Origin of the sequence: Nocardioides plantarum, from assembly GCF_006346395.1 — a bacterium.
GTDB lineage: Bacteria > Actinomycetota > Actinomycetes > Propionibacteriales > Nocardioidaceae > Nocardioides > Nocardioides plantarum.
This window is the reverse complement of sequence record NZ_VDMS01000001.1, coordinates 2,490,670-2,512,473: the sequence shown is the minus strand read 5'-3', so window position 1 is coordinate 2,512,473 and position 21,804 is coordinate 2,490,670. Positions and strand designations below refer to the sequence as shown.

Genomic DNA, 21,804 nt, shown 5'->3' with positions numbered 1-21,804 from the left:
ATGGCGCTCAGCGTCCTCTCAACCACGTGGATGAGAACCTAGGCGCATGTCGGCAGCACAGGAGCACGAGGTCGCCGAGGCCTCCGCCACCCTCGAGCGCGCGCTCATGGAGGTCAAGAAGGTCGTCGTCGGCCAGGACGTGATGGTCGAGCGGATGATGATGGGGCTGCTGGCCCGCGGCCACATCCTGCTCGAGGGGGTGCCGGGCGTCGCCAAGACCCTCGCGGTGCGCACCCTCGCCGACGTCGTCGGCGGCACCTTCTCGCGTCTGCAGTTCACCCCCGACCTGATGCCCGGCGACATCACCGGCACCCGCGTCTGGCGCGCGAGCAACGAGACCTTCGACGTCGAGCTCGGGCCGATCTTCGCCAACCTGGTGCTGGCCGACGAGATCAACCGCGCCCCCGCCAAGGTGCAGAGCGCCCTGCTCGAGGCGATGGCCGAGAAGCAGGTCTCGATCGCCGGCCGGAGCCACCCGCTGCCCGACCCGTTCCTGGTGCTCGCGACGCAGAACCCCGTCGAGTCCGAGGGCGTCTACCGGCTGCCCGAGGCCCAGCGCGACCGGTTCCTGCTCAAGATCGACGTGCCCTACCCGACGGGACAGGAGGAGTTCACGATCCTGCACCGCATGTCGGTGAACCCGCCGCGCGCCGAGGCCGTGCTCACCCCCGCCGACGTCATCCGCCTGCAGAAGGTCGCCGACGGGCTCTTCGTGCACCACTCGGTCGCCTCCTACCTGGTCAACCTCACCATCGCGACGCGCTCGCCCGAGCGCTACGGCCTGCCCCACCTGCTCGGTCAGATCGAGCTCGGCGTCAGCCCCCGCGCCTCCCTCGGCATGCTCGCTGCCGGTCGCGCCCTCGCGCTGCTGCGCGGGCGCTCCTACGTGCTGCCCTCCGACATCGCCGAGGTGGCCTCCGACGTGATGAGCCACCGGCTGCTGCTGTCGTTCGACGCGGTCGCCGACGGTGCCGACCCGCGCGCCATCGTGCGCGAGGTGGTCGCCGCCGTACCCCAGCCGAGCGTGGCGACGCGCGAGGACCCCGACGGCCAGAAGGCCCACCAGCAGGGCGGACACGACAACGGCTACCAGCACACCCAGCAGCTGCCGACCGCCGACTACCGCGGCGACCACGTCGGTCCCTGATCGATGACCCCGCACCCCGACTCCCTGCCCCCGCTGGGCGGGACCACCTCGCCCGAGGCCGTCTTCGGCGCGCTCGAGCTCGCCGTACGCCGACGTCTGCCGGGTCGGCTGCACGGCGACAAGCGCGGCCTGCGGCTCGGGTCGGGCTCCGAGCCCGAGGAGGTCGTGCGCTACCGACCCGGTGAGGACGACGTACGCCGGATCGACTGGAACGTCACCGCCCGCGCCGGCGAGGCGCACGTCTGGCGGCCGCTCGCCGAGCACGAGCTCGAGTCGTGGGTGCTGGTCGACGACTCCCCCAGCATGGCGTTCGGGACCGTGGCGCTGGAGAAGCGCGACATCGCCGCCGGCGTCGTCGCCGCGATCTCCCTGCTGACCGCCGGCCCGGGCAACCGGCTCGGCACCGCCCACCTCGACGGCGACGGACTCACCTGGTCGGCGCCGGTGCCGTCGCGCGCCGCCGCCCACCGCGCCCTGCGCCGCCACGCCATCCCCTCGACCCAGGGTGGCCCCGACCTGGCCACGGCCCTGCGCCAGTTCGCCGCACGCCGGGCCCGCCCGGGCGTCCGCGTCGTCGTTACCGACCTCGTCGAGCCCGACGGCCGCAGCGAGCGCCCCTTCGCCTGGGAGCAGCCGCTGCGCCGCCTCGCCGCGACCCACGAGACCCTGCTCGTCGAGGTCGTCGACCCCCGCGAGCTCGAGCTGCCCGACGTCGGGACGGTCACCCTCGAGGACCCCGAGACCGGCCGCCGCCAGGAGGTCTTCACCTCCGACCGCAGGCTGCGCCAGCGGTACGCCGCCGTCTCGGCCGCCCACCGCGCCGCCACCGCCGAGGCCGTCCGCTCCGCCCGCGCCGGCCACGTCGTGCTGCGCACCGACCGCGACTGGGTTCGCGACCTCGCCCGGCACGTCCACGGCGCCCCGATGCGACGGTTGGTCCCGGCATGATCCCGCTCCTGGCCCTCGCGTCGCCCGGCTGGCTCTGGCTCCTGGCGCCCGTCGCCGTGCTGGTCGTCCTCTACCTCCTCGCGCAGCGCCGCCGCACGACGTACGCCGTCCGGTTCGCGACCCTGCCGATGCTCGAGCGCTTGGTGCCCAAGCGCCCCGCGTGGCGCCGGCACGTGCCTGCGGCCCTGCTGCTGCTGGCGTTCGTCGTGATGGCCTTCGCCGCCGCACGACCCCAGGTCGACCAGCAGGTACCCCGCGAGCGGGCCACGGTGATCGTCACCGTCGACGTGTCGCTGTCGATGCAGGCGACCGACGTCGACCCCGACCGACTGACCGCGGCGCGCGCCGCGGCCAAGCGGTTCATCGAGGGCCTGCCCGACGGGTTCAACGTCGGGGTCGTCGAGTTCGCCGGGTCGGCCGCCGTGCTGTCCGAGCCGAGCACCGACCACGACAAGGCGATCTCGGCCCTCGACCGGCTCGAGCTCGCCGAGGGCACCGCGATCGGTGACGGGGTGCTCACCTCGCTGGCGCAGATCAAGGCGCTCGGCACCCAGACGACCAACGAGGACGGCTCCGAGGCCGAGCCCGTGCCGGCCCAGATCGTGCTGCTCTCCGACGGCACCAACACCGTCGGCAGCAGCATCGAGCAGGCCGAGTCGGCCGCCACCGAGGCCGGCGTACCCGTCTCGACGATCGCCTACGGCACCCCCAGCGGCACCGTCGAGGTCGACGGCCAGACCGTGCCGGTGCCGGTCGACCAGCCCTCCCTCGACGCGCTGGCCGAGGCCACCGGTGGCCAGGGCTACTCCGCCGAGACCGGCGAGCAGCTCGACGAGGTCTACGACGACATCCAGTCGTCGATCGGCTACCGGACCGAGCCGCGCGACGTCACGCCGTGGGTCGTCGCGGGGGCGCTGCTGCTGGGTCTGCTGGCCGCGGGGTTCAGCCTGCGGTGGTTCTCCCGGCTGCCCTGAGGTCTCGCGGGCTCAGCACTTCGTGCCGTCGGCGGGCACGTCGCCGTCGATGAGGTAGCCCTCCACGGCCTGGTCGATGCAGCTGTTGCCCTTGTTGTAGCCGGTGTGGCCGTCACCGTCGCGGGTCAGCAGCACGCCGCTGTCGAGCTGCTCGGCCAGGGCCACGGCCTCCTTGTAGGGCGTCGCCGGGTCGCGCGTCGTGCCGACGACGACGATCGGCGCCGCGCCCTCGGCCTTGATGACCGGGGGCTTCTCCTCGGCCTTGACCTTGATGCCGTGGCAGCCCGTCAGGCCCCAGGCGAACAGCCGGCCGAAGGTGGGCGAGGCCTTCTCGAACGCGGGGTACTCGGCCGGCACGTCGGCCGCCTCAATCGACTCGGGGTCGTCGAGGCAGTTGATCGCGAGGATCGCCTCGAGGCTGTTGTCGTCGTAGCCGCCGGAGGCGTTGCGGGAGCCGTAGAGGTCGGAGAGCTGGAGCAGCGTGGTGCCCTTGCCGCCGATGGCCTCCTGGAGGCCCTGGTCGAGGTAGGACCAGCTGTCGCGGCTGTAGAGCGGGGTGACCAGGCCGTAGAAGGCGTTGCCGACGGTGAGCTTGCGGTCGCCGTCGGTGGGCAGCGGGGACTTGTCGATGTCGTCGAGCAGCTGGTCGATGCGGGCCAGCCCGGCCGCCCGGTCCGCGCCGAGGAAGCAGTCGCCCTCGTCGACGCAGTTGTCGACGTACGCGTCGAGGGCGGTCTGGAACCCGGCCGCCTGGCTGAGCGCGTTGTCGCGGAAGTCGAGCGTCGGGTCGGTGGCACCGTCGAGCACGAAGCGCCCGACGTTGGCGGGGAACAGCGAGGCGTACGTCGAGCCGAGCGTGGTGCCGTAGGAGAACCCGAGGTAGCTCAGCTTCTCCTCGCCGAGGACCGAGCGCAGCACGTCCATGTCACGCGCCGCCTCCACGGTCGACACGTGCCCGACGAGGGCGTCGGAGTTGGCCACGCACCCGGCGAAGAACTTGTCCTGGTTGGCGACGACCTCCTCGCCCTCGGCCTGGTCGTCCGGCGACGGGTCCTGGGCGACGAACGCGTCGAGGTCGGCGTCGGACAGGCAGTCGACCGGGTCGGAGTCGCCCGTGCCGCGCGGGTCGAAGGCCACGATGTCGACCCGGTCGAGCAGTTCGGAGCGGAAGTAGCCCGAGGCGTTCTCGGCCATGGTGGTGCCCGGTGCGCCCGGACCGCCGGGGTTGACCACGACCGATCCGACCCGGTTGGCCCCGTCGCGGGCCAGGGTGCGCTCGACCTTGAGCTTGATGACCTCGCCGTCGGGCTTCTGGTAGTCGACCGGCACCTCGAGCGCCGCGCACTCGTTGGCGCCACAGTCGTCCCAGGCGAGCTGCTGGTCGTAGAACCGGTCGAGCCCCTCGGGCACCGGCCCGGCCGGAGTGACCGGGGCGCGGTCGCTGCTGTCGCGCGAGCCCGCGGAGCTCGACGAGTCGTCGTCCGCGCCCGCCACCACCAGGGCCGCCACCACGCCGCCGCCGATGCCCAGCACCAGCATCAGCACGACGGCGACCGCGACCATGAGGTTCTTGTTCACGGGACCATCATGGCGGGGTTGGGCAACCGGGCCGGTGTGGGGCCGGTGTGGGGGGCGGCGGTGCGGGGCGGCGGTGCGTGAGCCACTCAATCGGGTCAGACATGCGGTTGAAACGGTGGCTGACCCACCGCCCATGCGGCCGACCCGGAACAGCGGTGCCTCAGCCACCCAATCGGGCCAGCCAGGCCGCTGGAACGGTGGCTGACTCACCGCCCATGCGGCCGACCCGGAACAGCGGTGCCTCAGCCACCCAATCGGGCCAGCCATGCTGCCGGAACGGTGGCTGACTCACCGCTCGTTCCGTCCCCTCAGACGACCTCGCCCCGGGCACAGCGCAGGAGGAACTCGCGCCGCGACCCCTCCATCGCGTGGGAGATCGTCCCGAACAACGACGTCCAGCGGTCCCCGAACTCGGGGGCGGGGCCGTCGTAGCCCTGAGCGACGAGCATCTGGTGGACCTCGCGGACGAGGAGCCGCGGTTGGGCAAGCTTGGCGTTGGTCACTTGGACGTAGGGGATGTGACACCGGCGGAGCACGGCGTACCGGGTGATGTCGGAGGCGATCTGGAGGGGGTCGTCGAGGTGCTGCTGCCCTTCGTACTCCACGGCCGCAAGGAACAGGACGTAGTAGAGGTCGGCGATGACGGTCACCGCCTCCGGCAGCGGGACGGTGTGGTTGACCTCGGGCTGAGGCAGCCCGGCGAACCCGAGCACGCTGCGGGTCTCGGACTCCTTCAGTGAGCGTGCCCGATGATCCAGGTGGTCACTGATCCACAGCGCCTCCAGGGCACCGTCGCGCCACCGATCGCCCCACGCCAGCGCGTGGAGCTCCTCGATCCGTAGGTGGCCGTGGTGCAGCAGCCAGTCACCCACCTTGATCGCGTCGATGACGCGCGCCAGGGCGCAGTAGGCGATGAACGCACCTGCGACGCAGACTCCATCCGAGTCCCACGGCGCGAGCTTCTTGGTGCGGTGCAGGAAGACGTGGCGAAGCTCGCGGTGCAGGTCGCCCTCGACCACGAATCGAACGGGGAGTCGCGGTCCATGGTCGAGCCCGAGCTGCTGGAGCCGGGTGATGCCGGTGAGGTGGGCCCGCTCGGGCAACGCGAGTCGGGCTGCCGCGAGCCAGCTGGCCTCGGTCATCTCGTGGTCGCGAGTCCGCCAGACGCCGTCGTGGACGCGGACGAAGCGCCGGCCCTCCAGCATCCGTGAGGTGACGCCGGCATCGAGCGCCTCGGACCGAGAGAACGGCCGGCCTCGTAGCTCGTCGGGGATCTCCTTCATCCCGCCAGCGTCGGCACCGGGGCGCCTCGTCGCCAGCACGCGTCCTACCGCGTGTGGACAACCGACTCCACTCGACCGGTGTGGACGGATCCTGGCCTGCAGCGGGGCGTGTGCCACCGAATCGGGTTGATCTCGGAACCGGATTCCGTGGCTCACGCACCGCCCGAACGGCCCTACCCGCGCCTACTCGCCGCGACCCGGCACCTTGAGCGCGACCATCATCGACTCGAGGGCGAGCTGGACCGGCACGTTGAACTCGACCATCTGCTCGCGCGCCTCGAAGATCCAGTCGATGCGACGCAGGTTGAGCTCGGGGGTGGAGTCGCGGACCAGGTCGGCGATGTCGGTGCGCATCTCGGCGTTGACCAGCTCGCCGGGGGCGCCGAGCGCGACGGCGATGGCGTCGCGGTAGACCGAGACGAGGTCCATCAGGCCGCGGTCGACGACGTCGATGAGCCGCCGACGCGAGCGGCGCTTCTGGTCGTCGAGCATCTCCTTGAGGGCGGGGCCGTACTCGCGGGGGCGGCGGCCGCGCTCCTCGACGCCGTACGCCGTGTCGAGGGCGGTCTTCTCGCGGGCGTCGAGCTCACCGGTGATGGCCTCGGACTCCTGCTTGGCCACCTCGGCGAGGTTGCTGGCGGCGGTCATGCAGGCGCCGAGCGAGGTCAGCCGCACGGGCAACGAGACGACCTCGCGGCGCCGGTTGCGGGTGTCCTCGTCGAGCGCCAGCGCCCGGGCGCGACCGATGTGGCCCTGGCTGGCGCGTGCGGCGTGCGCGGCGAGCGCCTCGGGCACGCCCTCGGTGCGGACCAGGAAGGCGGCCACGTCCCTCGGCCGGGGCGTGGCGAGGTTGACCTGCCGGCAGCGCGACCGGATCGTCGGCAGGACGTCCTCGAGGGTCGGTGCGCACAGCAGCCAGACCGTGCGTGGGTGGGGCTCCTCGATCGCCTTGAGCATCGCGTTGCCCGAGGAGTCGTTGAAGCGGTCGGCGTCCTCGATGACGAACACCTGGCGCGTGCCGACCGGGCTGAGCGCGGCCTGGCGGGTGAGCTCCTTGGCCTCGTGGATGCGCAGCTGCACGCTCTGGGTGCGGTGGATCTTGACGTCGGCGTGGCTGCCGGCCAGCGCGGTGCGGCAGTCGTGGCACTCGCCGCAGCCGCCCCGGGGGCACTGCAGCGCCGCGGCGAACGCGATCGCCGCGTTGGAGCGGCCCGAGCCCGGAGGCCCGGTGAAGAGCCACGCGTGGGTCATGCCGTCGCCGCCGACCGCGCGGCGCAGCGCGGTCACGGCGTGCTCCTGGCCGACCAGGTCGTCCCAGACGCTCATCGGCGCACCGCCTGGTGCAGGAGCGGCTCGACCGCGCGGCGTACGGCGGCCTCGATCGCGTCGACGTCGGCGCGGGCGTCGAGGACGAGGTAGTGGTCGGGGTCGGCGGCCGCCATGGCGACGAACGCCGCACGCACCCGCTGGTGGAACTCCAGCGACTCGCCCTCGATGCGGTCACGGCCGGCGAAGCGACCCAGCCCGGCCTCGGGGGCCAGGTCGAGCACGACGGTCAGGTGGGGCCGCAGGCCGCCGGTGGCCCAGCGGGCGACCGCCTCGACCTCGGCGACGTCGAGCGCGCGGCCGGCGCCCTGGTAGGCCAGCGTGGAGTCGACGTAGCGGTCGGTGATCACCACCGCGCCCCGCTCGAGCGCCGGGCGCACCAGCGTCGCGACGTGCTCGGCCTTGTCTGCGGCATAGAGCAGCGCCTCGGTGCGGTCGTCGAGCTCGCCGGTCTCGGGGCTCAGCACGATGCGCCGCACCTCGCGGCCGACCTCGGTGTCGCCGGGCTCGAAGGTCGGGACCACGTCGTAGGACGACGACGCGAGCCAGGTCGTCAGGCGCTTGCTCTGCGTGGACTTGCCCGAGCCCTCGCCCCCCTCGAAGCACACGAACACGCCACGGTCGGCGTACGTCGGGGGCGAGAGGGGCAGGGGCACGGGAAGAACCTACGACGTGGCACCGACAGCGCGGCCCGCTGGTCGAGGCGATGGTTGGATCGGCCCGTGACCGAGTGCTACAACTGCGTGCGCGAGCCCCTGGACCTCCCGCCGCGCGAGGCCCTGCTGCGCACCGAGCACTGGCGCGTCGGGCACGCCTTCGACAGCGCGCTGCCGGGCTGGCTCGTGCTGGTCCCACGGCGCCACGTCCTGGCGCTCGACGAGCTCCCGACGGCCGCCCACGACGAGCTCGGCTCCCTGCTGGGGCGACTGAGCGCGGCGCTGCGCCAGGTGCTCGGGTGCACCAAGACCTACGTCATGCAGTTCAGCGAGGCGGAGGGGTTCGAGCACCTGCACGTGCACCTGGTGCCGCGGATGGCCGACCAACCCGCCGACCGCACCGGCCCGCGGGTGTTCGGCTACCTCGGGGCCGACGAGTCGAGCAGGGTGTCCGACGACGAGCAGGACCGGCTGGCGGTCCTGATCGGCCGGCGCGCGACGACCTGAGCTCAGGACTTCTTGGCCGCGGCCTTCGTCGTCTTCTTCGCGGCGGTCTTCTTGGCGGGAGCCTTCTTGGCGGCGGTCTTGGCGGCCGTCGTCTTCTTCGCAGCGGCCTTCTTGGCGGGAGCCTTCTTGGCCGGGGCCTTCTTGGCGCCCTTCTTGGCCGCCTTCTTGGCGGGTCCGCGCTCGCGCCGGTCGGCCAGCAGCTCGGCGGCCCGCTCGGTGGTGATCGACTCGACCGAGTCGTCCTTGCGCAGCGTGGCGTTGAACTCGCCGTCGGTGACGTACTCGCCGAAGCGGCCCGACTTGACCACGATCGGCTGGCCGGAGACCGGGTCGTTGCCGAGCTCCTTGAGCGGCGGCGCGGCGGCGGCGCGACCGCGCTGCTTGGGCTGGGCGTAGATCTTCAGCGCCTCGTCGAGGGTGACGGTGAAGAGCTGCTCCTCGGTGGTCAGCGAGCGGGAGTCGGTGCCCTTCTTGAGGTAGGGGCCGTAGCGGCCGTTCTGGGCGGTGATCTCCTCGCCCTTCGCAGCCTCGCCCTCGGCGCCCTCGGCGGGCGGCGCGACGCCGACGACGCGCGGCAGCGACAGCAGCCTGACCGCGTCGTCGAGGGTGACGGTGTCGAGGGACATCGACTTGAACAGCGAGCCCGTGCGGGGCTTGTCGTTCTTCTTCGCGTCCTCGGGGAGGTCCTCGGTGACGTAGGGGCCGTAGCGCCCGTTCTTAGCCACGACCCGCAGCCCGGTCTCGGGGTGCTTGCCGAGCTCGATCTCCTCGCCGGCCGGGTTGGCGAACAGCTCGGCGGCCTTCTCGAGGGTGAGCTCGTCGGGCGGCAGGTCGTCGGGCACGTTGGCGCGCTTGCCGGCGGGGTTGCCCTCGTCGTCGGGTCCCTCGAGGTAGGGCCCGTAGCGCCCGACCCGCAGGTTGATGCCGAGCTCGGGGTCGCCGACGGGGAACGTCGCCAGCTCACGGGCGTCGATGTCGCCCAGGCCGTTGACCAGCGCGTGCAGTCCGGGCACGTTGTCGGAGCCGTAGTAGAACTCGGTGAGCTCGGAGACGCGGTCCTTGCGACCACCGGCGATCTCGTCGAGCACGTCCTCCATGTCGGCGGTGAACTCGTAGGACACGTGCCGCGGGAAGTGCTCCTCGAGCAGCCGGATCACCGAGAACGCCAGCCAGGCCGGCACCAGGGCCGTGCCCTTCTTGTAGACGTAGCCGCGGTTGAGGATCGTGCTGATGATCGAGGCGTACGTCGAGGGGCGGCCGATCTGGCGGTCCTCGAGCTCCTTGATCAGCGTGGCCTCGGTGTAGCGCGACGGCGGCTTGGTCTCGTGACCGTGGGCGTTGAGCGACGCAGCGCTGACCGGGTCGCCCTCGGCGAGGTTGGGCAGCCGGGTCTCCTGGTCGTCCTTGGCGCCGTCGTCGTCGGTGCCCTCGACGTAGGCCTTGAGGAAGCCGTGGAAGGTGATCACCCGGCCCGAGGCGCCGAACACGACGTCCTCGCCCGTGCTGGCCGCGCCGCCGACGCGGATCGAGACCGACTGGCCGGTGGCGTCCTTCATCTGCGAGGCGACGGTGCGCATCCAGATGAGCTCGTAGAGGCGGAACTGGTCGCCGGTCAGCCCGGTCTGCGCCGGGGTGCGGAACGACTCGCCCGCGGGGCGGATCGCCTCGTGGGCCTCCTGCGCGTTCTTGACCTTGGAGGTGTAGCTGCGCGGCGCGTCGGGGACGTACTCGGCGCCGTAGAGCTCACGAGCCTGGCTGCGGGCGGCGTTGATCGCCCCGCCCGACAGGGTCGTCGAGTCGGTGCGCATGTAGGTGATGTAGCCGTTCTCGTAGAGCCGCTGGGCGACCGACATCGTCACCGAGGCGCTCATGCCGAGCTTGCGGCCGGCCTCCTGCTGCAGGGTCGTCGTACGGAACGGCGCGTAGGGCGAGCGGCGGTAGGGCTTGGCCTCGACCGAGCGGACGTCGTACGTCGTGTCGGCCAGCGCGCTGACCAGCGACTGGGCCCGGGCCCGGTCGAGGTGGACGACCGACGAGCCGGCCTTGAGCTGGCCGTCGGGCCCGAAGCTCGCCCCGGTCGCGACGCGGGTGCCGTCGAGGGAGTGCAGCTTGGCCGGGAACATCCGCTGCTCGTGCTTGCTGCCGGCGTCGAAGGTGCCCTCGAGGTCCCAGTAGGACGCGGCGCGGAAGGCGATGCGTAGCCGCTCGCGGTCGACGACCAGACGCGTCGCGACCGACTGCACACGGCCGGCCGACAGGCCGGACATGACCTTCTTCCACAGCACGGGGCTGACCTCGTAGCCGTAGAGACGGTCGAGGATGCGGCGGGTCTCCTGGGCCTCGACGAGGTCCATCGCGATCTCGCGCGGGTTGGCGGCGGCGTCGAGGATCGCCTGCTTGGTGATCTCGTGGAACACCATCCGCTTGACCTCGACGCCCTTCTTGGGCTTGAGCTCGTCGAGGAGGTGCCAGGCGATGGCCTCACCCTCGCGGTCCTCATCGGTGGCCAGGAAGAGCTCGTCGGCGTCCTTGAGCAGGCCCTTGAGCTTGCTGATGTGCGACTTCTTGTCGCGGGGCACCACGTAGTAAGGAGTGAACTCGTTGTCCACGTCGACCGCGAGGCGGCCCCAGGGCTTGTCCTTGATGCTGGCTGGCGTGTCGGCGGCGTTGTTGGGGAGGTCGCGGATGTGCCCGATCGACGACTCCACGACGTAGTCGTCGCCGAGGTAACCACCGATGGTGCGGGCCTTCGCCGGGGACTCGACGATCACCAACTTGTGTGCCACTGGACTCAGATGCTCCTTGCCGGCCTTGATCCGCGGGCCCCGTCCGGGGCTCACGGCCGATCACGGTAGCGCGTGCTGTCCAGCACCCGACCCATCCGGGCTCCCGGGGACCGAGCCGGGGACGCCTGTGGAGAACTCCCGGGACCGTCGGTCTGCTGTGCCAGCCTCGGATCCCCACGCTCGGCCCCTCTCGGAAGGACCCACCGCCATGCACCCCCGTTTCTACTCCCTGCCCGGCTACGACGACGACCGTCGGTCCTCGACGTACGACGACCCGCACTCCTCCTCGCTGCCCGAGCGCCTGACCCACCTGGTGCTCGTCGACGGCCGGCTCGTCGACCTGTGGCACGAGCCCGTCGAGGACACCCGGTGGTCCCACCACGCCGAGCGGTTCGACCGCGAGCGCCGTCCGGCCCCTCCCCCGGAGCCCCCGCACCACGAGCAGGTCCTCACCTGGCTGGCCGCCGTGTGCGGCGGCCGGACCGCCCTCGACGCGCTCGACGCCGAGCCGCTCACCGGCATCGTCGCGCTGCCGGTGGCCGACGACGCGACCGCCCGCGACCACCTCGCCGAGGCCGCCGCCCTGCTCGACCGCGCCGCCGCCACCTACTTCGACCCCGAGACCGCGGTCGCGCTGCGCCGTGCCCTGGCGGCGTTCTGGGAGGCCGACCCCCACGTGCGCCTGAAGTCGGCGGCGCGGGTCGCGGGCGGCGTCTGCTGGGCCGTCGGGCGCGCCAACGGGCTGCTGGGGCCGCACGGCCGGGTCACCCAGGGCGACCTCTCGCGCCATCTCGGGCTCGGGTCCAGTGGCATCTCGTCACCGGGCCAGACCGTCAGGCGCAGCCTCGAGGTCTACGCCGGCCACGCGCCGCGACCGTGGCCGTGGCCGTGGCCGGGATCGTTCGACGTCGAGCTGCGCGGTCGGCCCGACCTGCTGCTCGCCTCCACCCGGCGCCGACTGGTCACGCTGCGCGACCAGGCCCGGGCGATGATCCCGGAGACCGTTCTACCGTGACAGGTAGAATCGCGGAGGTGCCGACCCTGAACATCAAGGACCCCGAGGTCTACCGCCTCGCCGCCGCGCTGGCCGACCAGCGCGGGACCTCGATGACGGCGGCGGTGCGTGGGGCGCTGGTCGAGGCGCTGGCCCGGCGTACGACGGACGGGCAGGCCCGCATCGCCCGCATCGAGGCGGCCGCGCAGGTCGCGTCCGCCGTCGACGCCCCCTGGCTCACCGAGGACGACCTCTACGACGACCACGGGCTGCCCCGGTGATCGTCGATGCCTCGTCCGTAATCGCCATCCTGCGTCGCGAACCCGGCTACGGGGCGCACCGCGACGCCCTCGGGTCGAGCGAGCGGGCGCGGATCGCCGCGCCGACCCTCCTCGAGGCGAGCCTCGTCGCCGGCCCCGAGCGAGCCCGCGAGCTCGACATCGTCCTCGCTGACGTCGAGGTCGTCGCTTTCGACCGTGAGCAGGCGTTGGTGGCGAGAGACGCCTACGCGCGCTTCGGCAAGGGCTCGGGACACCCGGCCCGGCTCAACTTCGGCGACTGCATGGCCTATGCCCTGGCGATGACGACCGGCGACCCGCTGCTGTTCAAGGGCGACGACTTCACCCACACCGACGTCACGCCGGCGCTCGCCTGAGGATCAGTCGACGGTGAGGTCGTCGACCAGCGCCCGCTGCTGGGCGAGCAGCTCGTCCTGCCCGATCGCCACGAGGCTGACGAGCACGCCGTACCTCTCCAGGTCGCCGGTGTCGACCACGACGACCCGGGCCACGTCGCCCTCGACGTCGATCTCCGGGTCGTCGACGCGGATCTCGGCGTCGACGACCCAGGCCGGGTGCCCGTCGACCTCGATGGCCCGGGCGCCGGTGACCCGGGCGCTGCTGAAGTTCTCGTAGAACTCGGACGACTGGGTCATGCACTCGAGCACCTCGGCGGCCGCCTGACCGGTCGAGCCGAAGCCGTTCACGCGGGGCAGGGCACCGAGCGCGGTCACGGCGACCCAGCCGTCCGCGACGATCTTGGAGGGTGCCGAGACGCCGGTGGCGAAGGTGAAGGCGCGGGCCTGGTCCAGCGGGTCGGCGTCGGAGAACCCCGCGGGCGCCGGCATCGTCAGGCCACCGCCCTTCTGCTTGCCACCGGTGATCCTGACCGCACCCTGGCGCGGCGACCCGCCGGCGCACTGGCGCGCGCTCGGGGTGCGGTCGTCGGTGAACAGGTCCGAGGTGGGCTGATCGCTCGGCTGGTCGGTGGGCTGCTCGCTCGGCTGCTCGCTCGGCTGGTCGCTCGGCCGGTCGGCGGGGTCCTGGCTCACCGGACCCGTGGTGGAGGTGTCGCGCGCCGCGGACCCGTCGTCGTCGTCGACCAGGGGCCGGACGACGAGGAACGTGGCGACCCCGAGCACGAGGGTGAGCAGGACGGCGAGCAGGACCAGCCAGACCGCCCGACCCGAGCTCCGCGGGGGATCCGGGGACCAGCCCTGCGGCGGGTAGCCCTGCGGCGCGTAGCCCTGGGAGCCGAGCGGGGGGTACGACGCGGCCGGCTCGGTCGCGTAGGACTGGTACGTCGGGGTGCCCCGGTGGGGCGGGGCCGTCGGCGGGGCGGCGTACGGGTGCTCGGTCGCCTCGGCGCCCCAGTCCTGGCCGTCCCAGTAGCGGAAGGCGCCGGGGCGCCCGGCCGGGTCGGGGTACCACCCTGGAGTCGCCACGCGGAAACCCTAGTGGTGCGGGTCCGAAGTTCTTGATGGCTTGGCGTGCTCAGGGTGCGTGCCTTCGCGGTGGCGGCGGTCCGACGGCATACCTGGTCGTCTTCCGAGGATCGCCGCTGCCGCGAGGTGCGTGCCATCAGTGCGCGAAGCGGCCAAGAACTTCGGCCCCGTGCCACGAGGCCAGAAGCGCCAGCAGGGTCAGACCGTCACCGGGCATGGATCGCGAACGCCCGGGCCGGGAACCCGGACCCGCCCAGCGGCTTGGGCCACGACGCGACGACGAGGGCGCCGGCCTCGGGCACCTCGTCGAGACGCGCCATCAGCTCCAGCTGCCACAGGTCGTGCTCGAGCACGAGGAGCTCGAGCCCGTAGTCCCCCGCCGAGGTCGACGCCCCGGCGTCGGTGTCGGTCTGCTCGTGCCCGACCGCGACGGCCCCGACGCGGGTGATCAGGTCCTCGAGCACCTCGCGCGACCAGCCGGGGGCGTGGCTGGTGCCGTCGGCGTCGCGGTTCTCCATGGCGGCGGCGTCCGGCCAGCGCTTCCACCAGTCGGTGCGCAACGCCACGAAGCAACCGCTCGGCATCGGGCCGTGGCGCTCCTCCCACGCGGTGACGTCGGCCAGGGTCGGCACGGCGTCGGCGTCGGCGGCGACGCGCTCGGAGATGTCGAGCACCACCAGCGGCAGGACCATCTGCTCGACCGGGACCTCGTCGAGGGTCCGGGCGCCCTGGACGAAGTGCGACGGCGGGTCGACGTGGGTGCCCCACTGACCCACGAGCGTGTAGCGGTGCACGTTGAAGCCGGCCCCGTCGGCCATGTCGAAGACCTGGTCGCGCTCCTCGTCGGGGAACTGCGGGAAGTGCGGCTGTCCGGGGTGGAAGGCGTGCGTCAGGTCGGTGAAGACGTGGTCGGCCAGGAGGCGACGCTGGAGCGCCCACAGCGGGAAGGGCGAGTGATCGTCGGTCATGCGCCCAGGCTCGCACGTCGCGGGACCCGACTGACCACCTCGGACGGGATCGCCGCGCTCACCGCCCTCAGCGAGGCGTCACCGGGGTCAGGAACCCCTCGGCGACCAGGTCGGCCACGACCGGGAGGTACGTCGCGCGCGTCGCCGCGGTGTCGGCGCCGAGCAGCTCGGCGACGGCGTCGAGGATCGCCCCCACGGACAGGTCGCCGTCGCAGGCGCCGACCAGGGCGGCCTCGACGGTGTCGGCCGGGCGGGCCCGGCGGAAGCCGACCTGCTGACGCAGCACGATCGTCTCGGGGTCCTCGACGCCGACCGGGCCGCGGGTCTCCTGCACGACGTCGGCGCGCGCCTGCAGATAGGCGTCGGGTCCGACCCCGGCTGCCGCCACGCGGGCCGCGTCGCCCCACGCGTGGATGGCCGCCGCGATCGGCTGCTCGACGTCGTACGGCCAGGACAGCAGGTCGGTGCGCGGGTCGTCGACGTCGACGGCGTGCAGGTTGATCCAGCCGAAGCCGATCGCCTCGACACCCTGCTCGTCGAACCACGACAGCCAGGTGTCGTAGCGGGTGAGGTAGTCGGGGGCGCCGTGCTGACCGGCGTCCTTGAGCCACATCTCGACGTACGCCGCGGGGTCGAGCACCTCGCGCTGGACCACGAGCGCGTCGTGCCGCTCGGGCAGCCAGCCGGCCAGCCGCTCGTCCCAGGGACGGTCGCGCTCGATGACCCAGTTGGCGAGCACCTGGCACCAGCCGCCGGGGTTGAGGTGGCGGGACGCCGTCCGCACGATGTCCTCCACGACCCGGTCGCCAGGCAGCCCCGAGTCGCGGTAGACGAGGCGCTGCCCCGTCGCCGGGGAGATGACGAAGGGCGGGTTGGTCGCGATCAGGTCGAACCGCTCGCCGCGCACCGGCTCGAAGAACGACCCGTCGCGGACGTCGACGTCCACCTCGTTGAGCGCGGCGTTGAAGCGGGTGAGGTCCAGCGCGCGGGCGTTGACGTCGGTCGCGACGACGCGGCCGGCGTGACGGGCGAGGTGGAGCGCCTGCACCCCGCACCCGGTGCCGAGGTCGAGCGCAGATCCGACGGGCTCCCGGATGGTCAGCTGGGCCAGGGAGGTGGAGGCCGGACTGATGCCGAGGACGTGGTCGGCGCCGACCCGCTGGGGCCCGCCGTCGAGGCCGGGCGTGAGGTCGCTGACGACCCACAGGTCGTCGTCGACGTCACCGTCGGCGATCGTGTAGGGACGGCAGTCCAGGCGTGCGGCCACCTCGCCGACGCTGCGCTCGAGCAGCCCGTCGACCGCGAGCCGGTCGACCAGGCCGGGCAGGGCGCGCTCGGCCTCGGTGAGGGTCACGGTGGTCTGCAGCAGGAACAGCCGGGCGAGGGTCTCCAGGGGCCCGCCGCCCCGGGTGCGTGCGAGCCCGGGCGCCGTCTCGTTGCGCGCCAGCGCGTCGTGGGCCCGCGGGCCCAGCACCTCGGCGACGCCGTCGTAGGTGAAGTCGGCGGCGACGAGCGCCTCGCGCAGTGCGGGGGCGGTGGCAGGGTTCACCCGGCCATCCTGTCCGATCGGGTACGCCGGGCGCCGGGCGGATCCACGGCGCCCACCTCGGGCGAGTCAGCCGAACAGGCCACGCCCACGCCCGTGTCCGCGCCCGCGGGACGGACCGGCAGCGCGGTCCCGCCGCGCCTCGGCCCGACCCTGGACCACGTCGCCGTAGTCCCCGGCCAGCGCCTTGTCCTTGATCGCCTCCCGGGCGTCGCGGCGTGCCTCCCGGTCGTCGAGGCCGCGGGCCGCCTCGATGTCGGCACGCAGGGCCTCGGGCAGGGCGGCGAGCCGCTTCTCGACGCGGTCCCGGATCCTGGTGGCTCGCTCCTGGACCCGGGTGCCGTAGCCGCCGGCGAGCGCCTTGTCCTTGATCGCCTCCCGGGCGTCGCGGCGTGCCTCCCGGTCGTCGAGATCGCGGGCCGCCTCGATGTCGGCACGCAGGGCCTCGGGCAGGGCGGCAAGCCGCTCGGCGCGGCGGTCGGCCCGGCGGTCGGCTCGGCGGTCGCGGCGGTCGGTACGCGCGCCGGCGGTCGGGTCGGCGGTCGGGTCGGCGGTCGGGTCGGCGGTGGTCGTGCTGGACACGGTGGTGAGGGCGCCGCCGTCGGGGAGCGCCGTGACGGTGACGGCGGCACCGGCGGCACCGAGGGACAGCGCGGCCACGGTGGTCGTCACCTTGGTGGAGATCGTCTGCAGCAGCATGGTGGTCTTCTTCCGGTGGGTCGTGTCGAGTCTGACGGGTCCGAGCCTGCGGGTGCCGGGTGGCGGCCGTGTCAGGCCCGTGTTCGGGCTGTGCAAGGACGCCGCGCGGCACTGGGAGCCGGTGGTCGGCGGCCCTACGGTGGGGCCGTGGACGACGGACGCGGACTGGTGCTCGTGGTCGAGGACGAGCCCGCGATCGCCGACGTCGAGCGCCGCTACCTGACCCAGGAGGGTTTCGGGGTCCACGTCGAGCGGGACGGTGCCGGCGCCCTGGACGCGGTCGGGCGCCTGCGGCCGGTGGCCGTGATCCTCGACGTCGGCCTGCCCGGTCCGCGTGAGCTGGACGGGATCGGCGTGTGTCGCACGCTGCGCGAGCGCGGCGACTGGACCCCGGTGCTGTTCGTGACCGCACGCGACGACGAGGTCGACCGCGTCGTGGGGCTCGAGATCGGCGCCGACGACTACGTCACCAAGCCGTTCTCCCCTCGCGAGCTCGTCGCCCGGGTCAAGGCCGTGCTGCGCCGCAGCGAGGGACGCGCGGGGTCGCTGGCCCTCGCGGCCGGCGGCGTACGGCTGGACCCGGACTCGCGGCGGGTCCACGTCGACGGGGTCGAGGTCGCGTTGACGGCCACCGAGTTCAACCTGCTGGCCGAGCTCTTGCGCGCCGGGGGACGGGTGGTGGAGCGGGCCGAGCTGATGGCGTCGGTGTGGGGCGTCGCCGACTACGGCGGCAGCCGGACCGTCGACGTGCACGTCGCCCAGCTGCGCACCAAGCTCGGTGGCGCCAGCCCCATCGAGACCGTCCGCGGCGTGGGCTATCGCGTGGGGACGTGACGGTGTCCAGGTCGCTGACGACGCGGCTCGTGCTCGCGATCGCCGGAGTCGCCCTGGTGTCCGCGCTCCTGTCGGGGGTGCTCGTCGCCCCGCTGGTGAGCTCGGCGGCCGAGGACGCCGTCCGTGAGCCGCTGTCGCGGCAGACCGAGTTCTTCGCCCAGGCGCCAGCGACCGCGCGCGCGACGGGACGGGTCCGGAGGGTGACCGGCCGGACCGGGTTCGAGGTCGGCTCGCTCGCCGCCGACGGCACGCCGACCGGAGTCGCGAGCGTCCTGAGCGACGACGAGGTCGCTGCGCTGCTCGAGGGCCGCGCGGTGTCCACCCGCGCGTCGTACGACGGCACCGAGCTGCTGATCGAGGCGCGGGCCTCGCGTGGTGGCGGCGCGGTCGTGCTCGGGACCGACGCCGACGTGGTCGGGGACGCCGCCGCCGCGCTGCGGCGTCGGGTCCTGCTGGCCGGTGCGCTCGGCCTGGTCGGCGCGGTGGCGGTCGCGTGGCTGCTCGCCGTCCGGCTCGGCAACCCCCTGACACGCACCGGCCAGGCGGCGCGACGACTCGCGGCCGGCGAGCGCGGCGTCGAGCTACCGCGCTCGCGGGTCACCGAGGTCACCGAGGTGACGGCCGCGCTGGCCGCGCTCGACACGGCGCTGACGACCAGCGAGGGGCGACAGCGTGAGTTCCTGCTGTCGGTCTCCCACGAGCTGCGCACGCCACTGACCGCCGTCCGCGGCTACGCCGAGGCCATAGCGGACGGCGTCGTGCCCGCCGAGGAGACCGCCGAGGTGGCCCGGACCATGCTCGCCGAGACGCTCCGGCTCGAGCGCTACGTCGGCGACCTGCTCGCCCTGGCCCGCCTGGAGGCCGACGACTTCGCCCTGCGCGTCGGACCGGTCGACGTGGCCGAGCTGCTCCGTCACGCGCGAGCCGCGTGGGACGAGCGGGCCAGCAGGGTGGGGGTGACCGTGGTCTGCCAGGCCGACGGGCCGTCGTACGCCGAGACCGACGGGAGCCGGCTGCGCCAGGTCGTGGACGCCCTGGTCGACAACGCGGTGCGGGTCTGCGTCCCGGGCGACGTCGTGGTGATCGCGGTGGCGACCGACTCGGTCGGCGTACGGATCGAGGTGCGCGACTCGGGTCCGGGCCTGACCCCCGACGACGCGCTCGTCGCCTTCGAGCCCGGGGTCCTCCACCACCGCTACCGGGGGTCGCGGCCGGGCGGGCTGGGGCTCGGCCTGGCCATCGTGCACCGGCTGGTCACCCGTCTCGGCGGGACGATCGAGGTCGACCAGGCGCCCGAGCACGGCGCTCGCTTCACGATCCACGTCCCGCGATCGCCTCTCCACGGCTGAGGGGCCACCCCCTCAGCGCGCCTGGACAAGGAACCAGCAGCGCAGCGGTACGCCACGGGACTCGTCTCCCTCGCAGTCCTCGCCCCGAGATCACGCTGACCCGTCGCCCATGGGCGACGGGTCGGCGTGGGTCAGGCGAGGGTGGTGGGTGAGGGAACCTCGTCGCCGATGACGGACTCGCGGCGCTTGGAGATGACGATGACCACCGCGATGATCGCGACCGCGACGAGCGCGATGGCGATGCGGGCGGCGTCGTTCTTGTCGTCGCCGATGCTGAGCGAGACGACGGCACTGGCGATCAGCAGCGAGACCAGGTTCATGACCTTGATCAGCGGGTTGATGGCCGGGCCGGCGGTGTCCTTGAACGGGTCGCCGACGGTGTCGCCGATGACCGTGGCCGCGTGGGCGTCGGAGCCCTTGCCGCCGTGGGCGCCGTCCTCGACGAGCTTCTTGGCGTTGTCCCAGGCGCCGCCCGCGTTGGCGAGGAAGACCGCCATCAGGGTGCCGGTGCCGATGGCGCCGGCCAGGAACCCGGCCAGGGCCGTGAAGCCGAGCCCGAAGCCGACCGCGATCGGGGCCATCACGGCCAGGACACCGGGGGTGACCAGCTCGCGCAGGGAGTCGCGCGTGACGATGTCGACGACCTTGCCGTACTCGGGACGACCGGTGCCCTCCATGATGCCGGGGATCTCGCGGAACTGGCGGCGGACCTCGTAGACGACCGCACCGGCCGCGCGGGCCACCGCGTTGATGGCCAGGCCGGAGAAGAGGAACACCACGGCCGACCCGAGCAGGACGCCGACGAGGACCGACGGGTCGAAGACGAAGAGGCTGAAGAGCTCGTTGTCCTGGGCGTTGGCGTCGGCGAGCTTCTCGAGGGCCGTGGTGGCGTAGGAGCCGAACAGCGCGGTGGCGGCCAGGACGGCGGTCGCGATCGCGATGCCCTTGGTGATGGCCTTGGTGGTGTTGCCGACCGCGTCGAGGTCGGTGAGGATCTGGGCGCCCTCGGGGCTGACGTCGCCGGACATCTCGGCCACGCCCTGGGCGTTGTCGGAGACGGGACCGAAGGTGTCCATCGCCACGATCGAGCCGACCGTGGTGAGCAGGCCGCACCCGGCCAGCGCGACGGCGAACAGCGAGATCGCCAGCGAGCCGGTGCCGAGCAGGAACGCCCCGAAGACCGCAGCACCGAGCACCAGCGTGGTGTAGACGGCCGACTCGAAGCCGACCGAGAGGCCGGAGAGGATCACGGTCGCAGCGCCGGTGAGCGAGGTCTTGCCGACGTCCTTGACCGGCTTGTACTCGGTGCCGGTGTAGTAGCCGGTGAGGGCCAGGATGGCGGCGGCCAGCACGATGCCGATGACCACGGCGATCGAGGCGATCAGGGCGGGGTTGCCGTCGGGCGTGGCGTCCTTGGAGATCAGGTCGAGCACGGACCCCTGCTCGCCGAAGTCGGCGAAGCTGGTGGGCAGGTAGAGGAACGACAGCACGACACTGGCGACGGCGCCGATGCCGGCGGAGATGTAGAAGCCACGGTTGATCGTCGAGAGGCCGTTGACCCCGGCGGTCGGCTTGGTGATGTAGGCGCCGAGGACGGCGGTGAGGGCTCCGATGGCCGGGATGAGCAGCGGGTAGACGAGGCCCTTGTCTCCGAAGGCCTGCGCGCCGAGGATCAGCGCGGCGACCAGGGTCACGGCGTAGGACTCGAACAGGTCGGCGGCCATGCCGGCGCAGTCGCCCACGTTGTCGCCCACGTTGTCGGCGATCGTGGCGGCGTTGCGCGGGTCGTCCTCGGGGATGTTGTTCTCGACCTTGCCGACGAGGTCGGCGCCGACGTCGGCGGCCTTGGTGAAGATGCCGCCGCCGACCCGCATGAACATGGCGAGCAGCGCGGCGCCGAAGCCGAAGCCCTCGAGCACGTCGGGGGCGTCCTCCTGGAAGAAGATCACCACGAGGCTGGCCCCGAGCAGGCCGAGGCCGACGGTGAGCATGCCGACCATGGCGCCGGTGCGCAGGCCGATGGTCATGGCCGGCTCGCGACCCACGGTGTTGGCCGCGGCGGCCACCCGGAGGTTGGCCCGCACCGCCAGCGACATGCCGAGGTAGCCGACCGCGGCCGAGAAGCCGGCACCCACCAGGAAGAACACGGAGCGGAAGATGCGCACCGAGAACTCGTCGGCCGGCAGCGCGAGCAGCGCGAAGAAGGCCACGCCTGCGAAGACCGCCAGGGTGCGGAACTGTCGTTGCAGATAGGCGTCGGCGCCCTCCTGCACGGCCTGGGCGATGGTCTTCATGTTGTCGGTGCCCTCGGGCGCGGACAACACCTCGGACCGGAACACGTACGCCATCGCGAGGGCGCCGAGAGCGATCAGGGCGACGACGATCACCAGGACGAGGTTGCCCCCGGTGACCTCGACGCTGTCGACGGCTGCGGGAACGATCCCGGCCATGTGTTTCCTCCTGCGTAGGTGGGCGTACGCCAGACA

19 protein-coding genes are annotated in these 21,804 nt (G+C 72.8%); 9 read left to right on the top strand and 10 right to left on the bottom strand.

Translation table 11 applies throughout. From position 1 onward, the window contains the following. Positions 1 to 46: 46 nt before the first annotated feature. Genes FJQ56_RS11745 through FJQ56_RS11735 form a run of 3 tightly spaced genes read left to right on the top strand, consistent with a single transcriptional unit; the run spans position 47 to position 3,069 of the window. Positions 47 to 1,147, top strand: a complete 1,101-nt coding sequence (locus tag FJQ56_RS11745) for an AAA family ATPase (RefSeq protein WP_140009567.1) — start codon at positions 47 to 49, stop codon at positions 1,145 to 1,147. Between the two features lie 3 nt (positions 1,148 to 1,150). After that, positions 1,151 to 2,095 carry a DUF58 domain-containing protein gene (locus FJQ56_RS11740; RefSeq protein WP_140009566.1) on the top strand — a complete coding sequence of 315 codons (945 nt, stop codon included), beginning with the start codon at positions 1,151 to 1,153 and terminating at the stop codon, positions 2,093 to 2,095. Continuing rightward, positions 2,092 to 3,069: a VWA domain-containing protein gene (locus FJQ56_RS11735; protein ID WP_211350846.1), complete on the top strand. Its 978-nt coding sequence runs from the start codon at positions 2,092 to 2,094 to the stop codon at positions 3,067 to 3,069. Before FJQ56_RS11740 ends, FJQ56_RS11735 begins: the two co-directional genes overlap by 4 nt. A gap of 12 nt (positions 3,070 to 3,081) precedes the next feature. Here the strand turns inward: FJQ56_RS11735 and FJQ56_RS11730 are convergent, their stop codons facing one another. The 4 genes from FJQ56_RS11730 to tmk form a co-directional block, all read right to left on the bottom strand. Further along, a complete protein-coding gene (locus FJQ56_RS11730; RefSeq protein ID WP_246084091.1) occupies positions 3,082 to 4,647 on the bottom strand; it encodes an alpha/beta hydrolase in 1,566 nt (521 codons plus the stop codon). Positions 4,648 to 4,955: 308 nt separating this feature from the next. After that, complete coding sequence (locus tag FJQ56_RS11725; protein ID WP_140009565.1) at positions 4,956 to 5,930, bottom strand: hypothetical protein; 975 nt, start codon at positions 5,928 to 5,930, stop codon at positions 4,956 to 4,958. A 183-nt stretch (positions 5,931 to 6,113) separates the two neighbouring features. Continuing rightward, positions 6,114 to 7,256, bottom strand: a complete 1,143-nt coding sequence (locus FJQ56_RS11720; RefSeq protein ID WP_140009564.1) for a DNA polymerase III subunit delta' — start codon at positions 7,254 to 7,256, stop codon at positions 6,114 to 6,116. Continuing rightward, positions 7,253 to 7,912 (bottom strand): dTMP kinase, encoded by a 660-nt coding sequence (gene tmk, locus FJQ56_RS11715; protein ID WP_246084090.1) that lies wholly within the window; start codon positions 7,910 to 7,912, stop codon positions 7,253 to 7,255. Before tmk ends, FJQ56_RS11720 begins: the two co-directional genes overlap by 4 nt. Positions 7,913 to 7,978: 66 nt before the next feature. Between tmk and FJQ56_RS11710 the strand changes: the two genes are divergently transcribed. Further along, positions 7,979 to 8,419 carry an HIT family protein gene (locus FJQ56_RS11710; RefSeq protein WP_211350845.1) on the top strand — a complete coding sequence of 147 codons (441 nt, stop codon included), beginning with the start codon at positions 7,979 to 7,981 and terminating at the stop codon, positions 8,417 to 8,419. 2 nt (positions 8,420 to 8,421) lie between these two features. Here the strand turns inward: FJQ56_RS11710 and topA are convergent, their stop codons facing one another. Continuing rightward, entirely contained in the window at positions 8,422 to 11,205 is a 2,784-nt protein-coding gene (topA, locus tag FJQ56_RS11705; RefSeq protein WP_140009562.1) for a type I DNA topoisomerase, read from the bottom strand. A gap of 208 nt (positions 11,206 to 11,413) precedes the next feature. On the opposite strand from topA, the gene FJQ56_RS22165 reads away from it, so the two are divergent. The 3 genes from FJQ56_RS22165 to FJQ56_RS11695 are packed head-to-tail and all read left to right on the top strand — an operon-like array spanning position 11,414 to position 12,854. Then, entirely contained in the window at positions 11,414 to 12,220 is an 807-nt protein-coding gene (locus FJQ56_RS22165; RefSeq protein WP_170215356.1) for a hypothetical protein, read from the top strand. 17 nt (positions 12,221 to 12,237) lie between these two features. Next, entirely contained in the window at positions 12,238 to 12,480 is a 243-nt protein-coding gene (locus FJQ56_RS22160) for a type II toxin-antitoxin system VapB family antitoxin (RefSeq protein WP_170215355.1), read from the top strand. Next, a complete protein-coding gene (locus FJQ56_RS11695) occupies positions 12,477 to 12,854 on the top strand; it encodes a type II toxin-antitoxin system VapC family toxin (protein ID WP_140009561.1) in 378 nt (125 codons plus the stop codon). The genes FJQ56_RS22160 and FJQ56_RS11695 overlap by 4 nt, the downstream gene beginning before the upstream one ends. 3 nt (positions 12,855 to 12,857) lie before the next feature. Here the strand turns inward: FJQ56_RS11695 and FJQ56_RS11690 are convergent, their stop codons facing one another. The 4 genes from FJQ56_RS11690 to FJQ56_RS11675 form a co-directional block, all read right to left on the bottom strand. Then, complete coding sequence (locus FJQ56_RS11690; protein WP_140009560.1) at positions 12,858 to 13,922, bottom strand: DUF2510 domain-containing protein; 1,065 nt, start codon at positions 13,920 to 13,922, stop codon at positions 12,858 to 12,860. 206 nt (positions 13,923 to 14,128) lie between these two features. Then, positions 14,129 to 14,890, bottom strand: coding sequence for a cyclase family protein (locus tag FJQ56_RS11685; RefSeq protein ID WP_140009559.1), 762 nt, complete (start codon positions 14,888 to 14,890; stop codon positions 14,129 to 14,131). 67 nt (positions 14,891 to 14,957) lie between these two features. Further along, positions 14,958 to 16,439 (bottom strand): DUF7059 domain-containing protein, encoded by a 1,482-nt coding sequence (locus FJQ56_RS11680; protein WP_140009558.1) that lies wholly within the window; start codon positions 16,437 to 16,439, stop codon positions 14,958 to 14,960. A gap of 66 nt (positions 16,440 to 16,505) precedes the next feature. Then, positions 16,506 to 17,135: a hypothetical protein gene (locus FJQ56_RS11675; RefSeq protein ID WP_140009557.1), complete on the bottom strand. Its 630-nt coding sequence runs from the start codon at positions 17,133 to 17,135 to the stop codon at positions 16,506 to 16,508. Between the two features lie 147 nt (positions 17,136 to 17,282). On the opposite strand from FJQ56_RS11675, the gene FJQ56_RS11670 reads away from it, so the two are divergent. Beyond that, positions 17,283 to 17,969, top strand: coding sequence for a response regulator (locus tag FJQ56_RS11670; protein WP_140009556.1), 687 nt, complete (start codon positions 17,283 to 17,285; stop codon positions 17,967 to 17,969). Then, positions 17,966 to 19,318, top strand: a complete 1,353-nt coding sequence (locus tag FJQ56_RS11665; protein WP_170215354.1) for a sensor histidine kinase — start codon at positions 17,966 to 17,968, stop codon at positions 19,316 to 19,318. Before FJQ56_RS11670 ends, FJQ56_RS11665 begins: the two co-directional genes overlap by 4 nt. Positions 19,319 to 19,449: 131 nt before the next feature. Here FJQ56_RS11665 and FJQ56_RS11660 read toward each other — a convergent pair whose 3' ends face one another. Further along, positions 19,450 to 21,768, bottom strand: coding sequence for a sodium-translocating pyrophosphatase (locus FJQ56_RS11660; protein ID WP_140009554.1), 2,319 nt, complete (start codon positions 21,766 to 21,768; stop codon positions 19,450 to 19,452). Between the last annotated feature and the right edge of the window lie 36 nt (positions 21,769 to 21,804).

What these genes read in the sequence shown, in the direction of transcription:
- FJQ56_RS11720 (WP_140009564.1), bottom strand. Translation starts at nt 7,256, where the DNA reads ATGAGCGTCTGGGACGACCTGGTCGGCCAGGAGCACGCCGTGACCGCG.
- FJQ56_RS11725 (WP_140009565.1), bottom strand. Translation starts at nt 5,930, where the DNA reads ATGAAGGAGATCCCCGACGAGCTACGAGGCCGGCCGTTCTCTCGGTCC.
- FJQ56_RS11660 (WP_140009554.1), bottom strand. Translation starts at nt 21,768, where the DNA reads ATGGCCGGGATCGTTCCCGCAGCCGTCGACAGCGTCGAGGTCACCGGG.
- FJQ56_RS11740 (WP_140009566.1), top strand. Translation starts at nt 1,151, where the DNA reads ATGACCCCGCACCCCGACTCCCTGCCCCCGCTGGGCGGGACCACCTCG.
- FJQ56_RS11675 (WP_140009557.1), bottom strand. Translation starts at nt 17,135, where the DNA reads ATGCTGCTGCAGACGATCTCCACCAAGGTGACGACCACCGTGGCCGCG.
- FJQ56_RS11745 (WP_140009567.1), top strand. Translation starts at nt 47, where the DNA reads ATGTCGGCAGCACAGGAGCACGAGGTCGCCGAGGCCTCCGCCACCCTC.
- FJQ56_RS22165 (WP_170215356.1), top strand. Translation starts at nt 11,414, where the DNA reads ATGCACCCCCGTTTCTACTCCCTGCCCGGCTACGACGACGACCGTCGG.
- FJQ56_RS11685 (WP_140009559.1), bottom strand. Translation starts at nt 14,890, where the DNA reads ATGACCGACGATCACTCGCCCTTCCCGCTGTGGGCGCTCCAGCGTCGC.
- FJQ56_RS11735 (WP_211350846.1), top strand. Translation starts at nt 2,092, where the DNA reads ATGATCCCGCTCCTGGCCCTCGCGTCGCCCGGCTGGCTCTGGCTCCTG.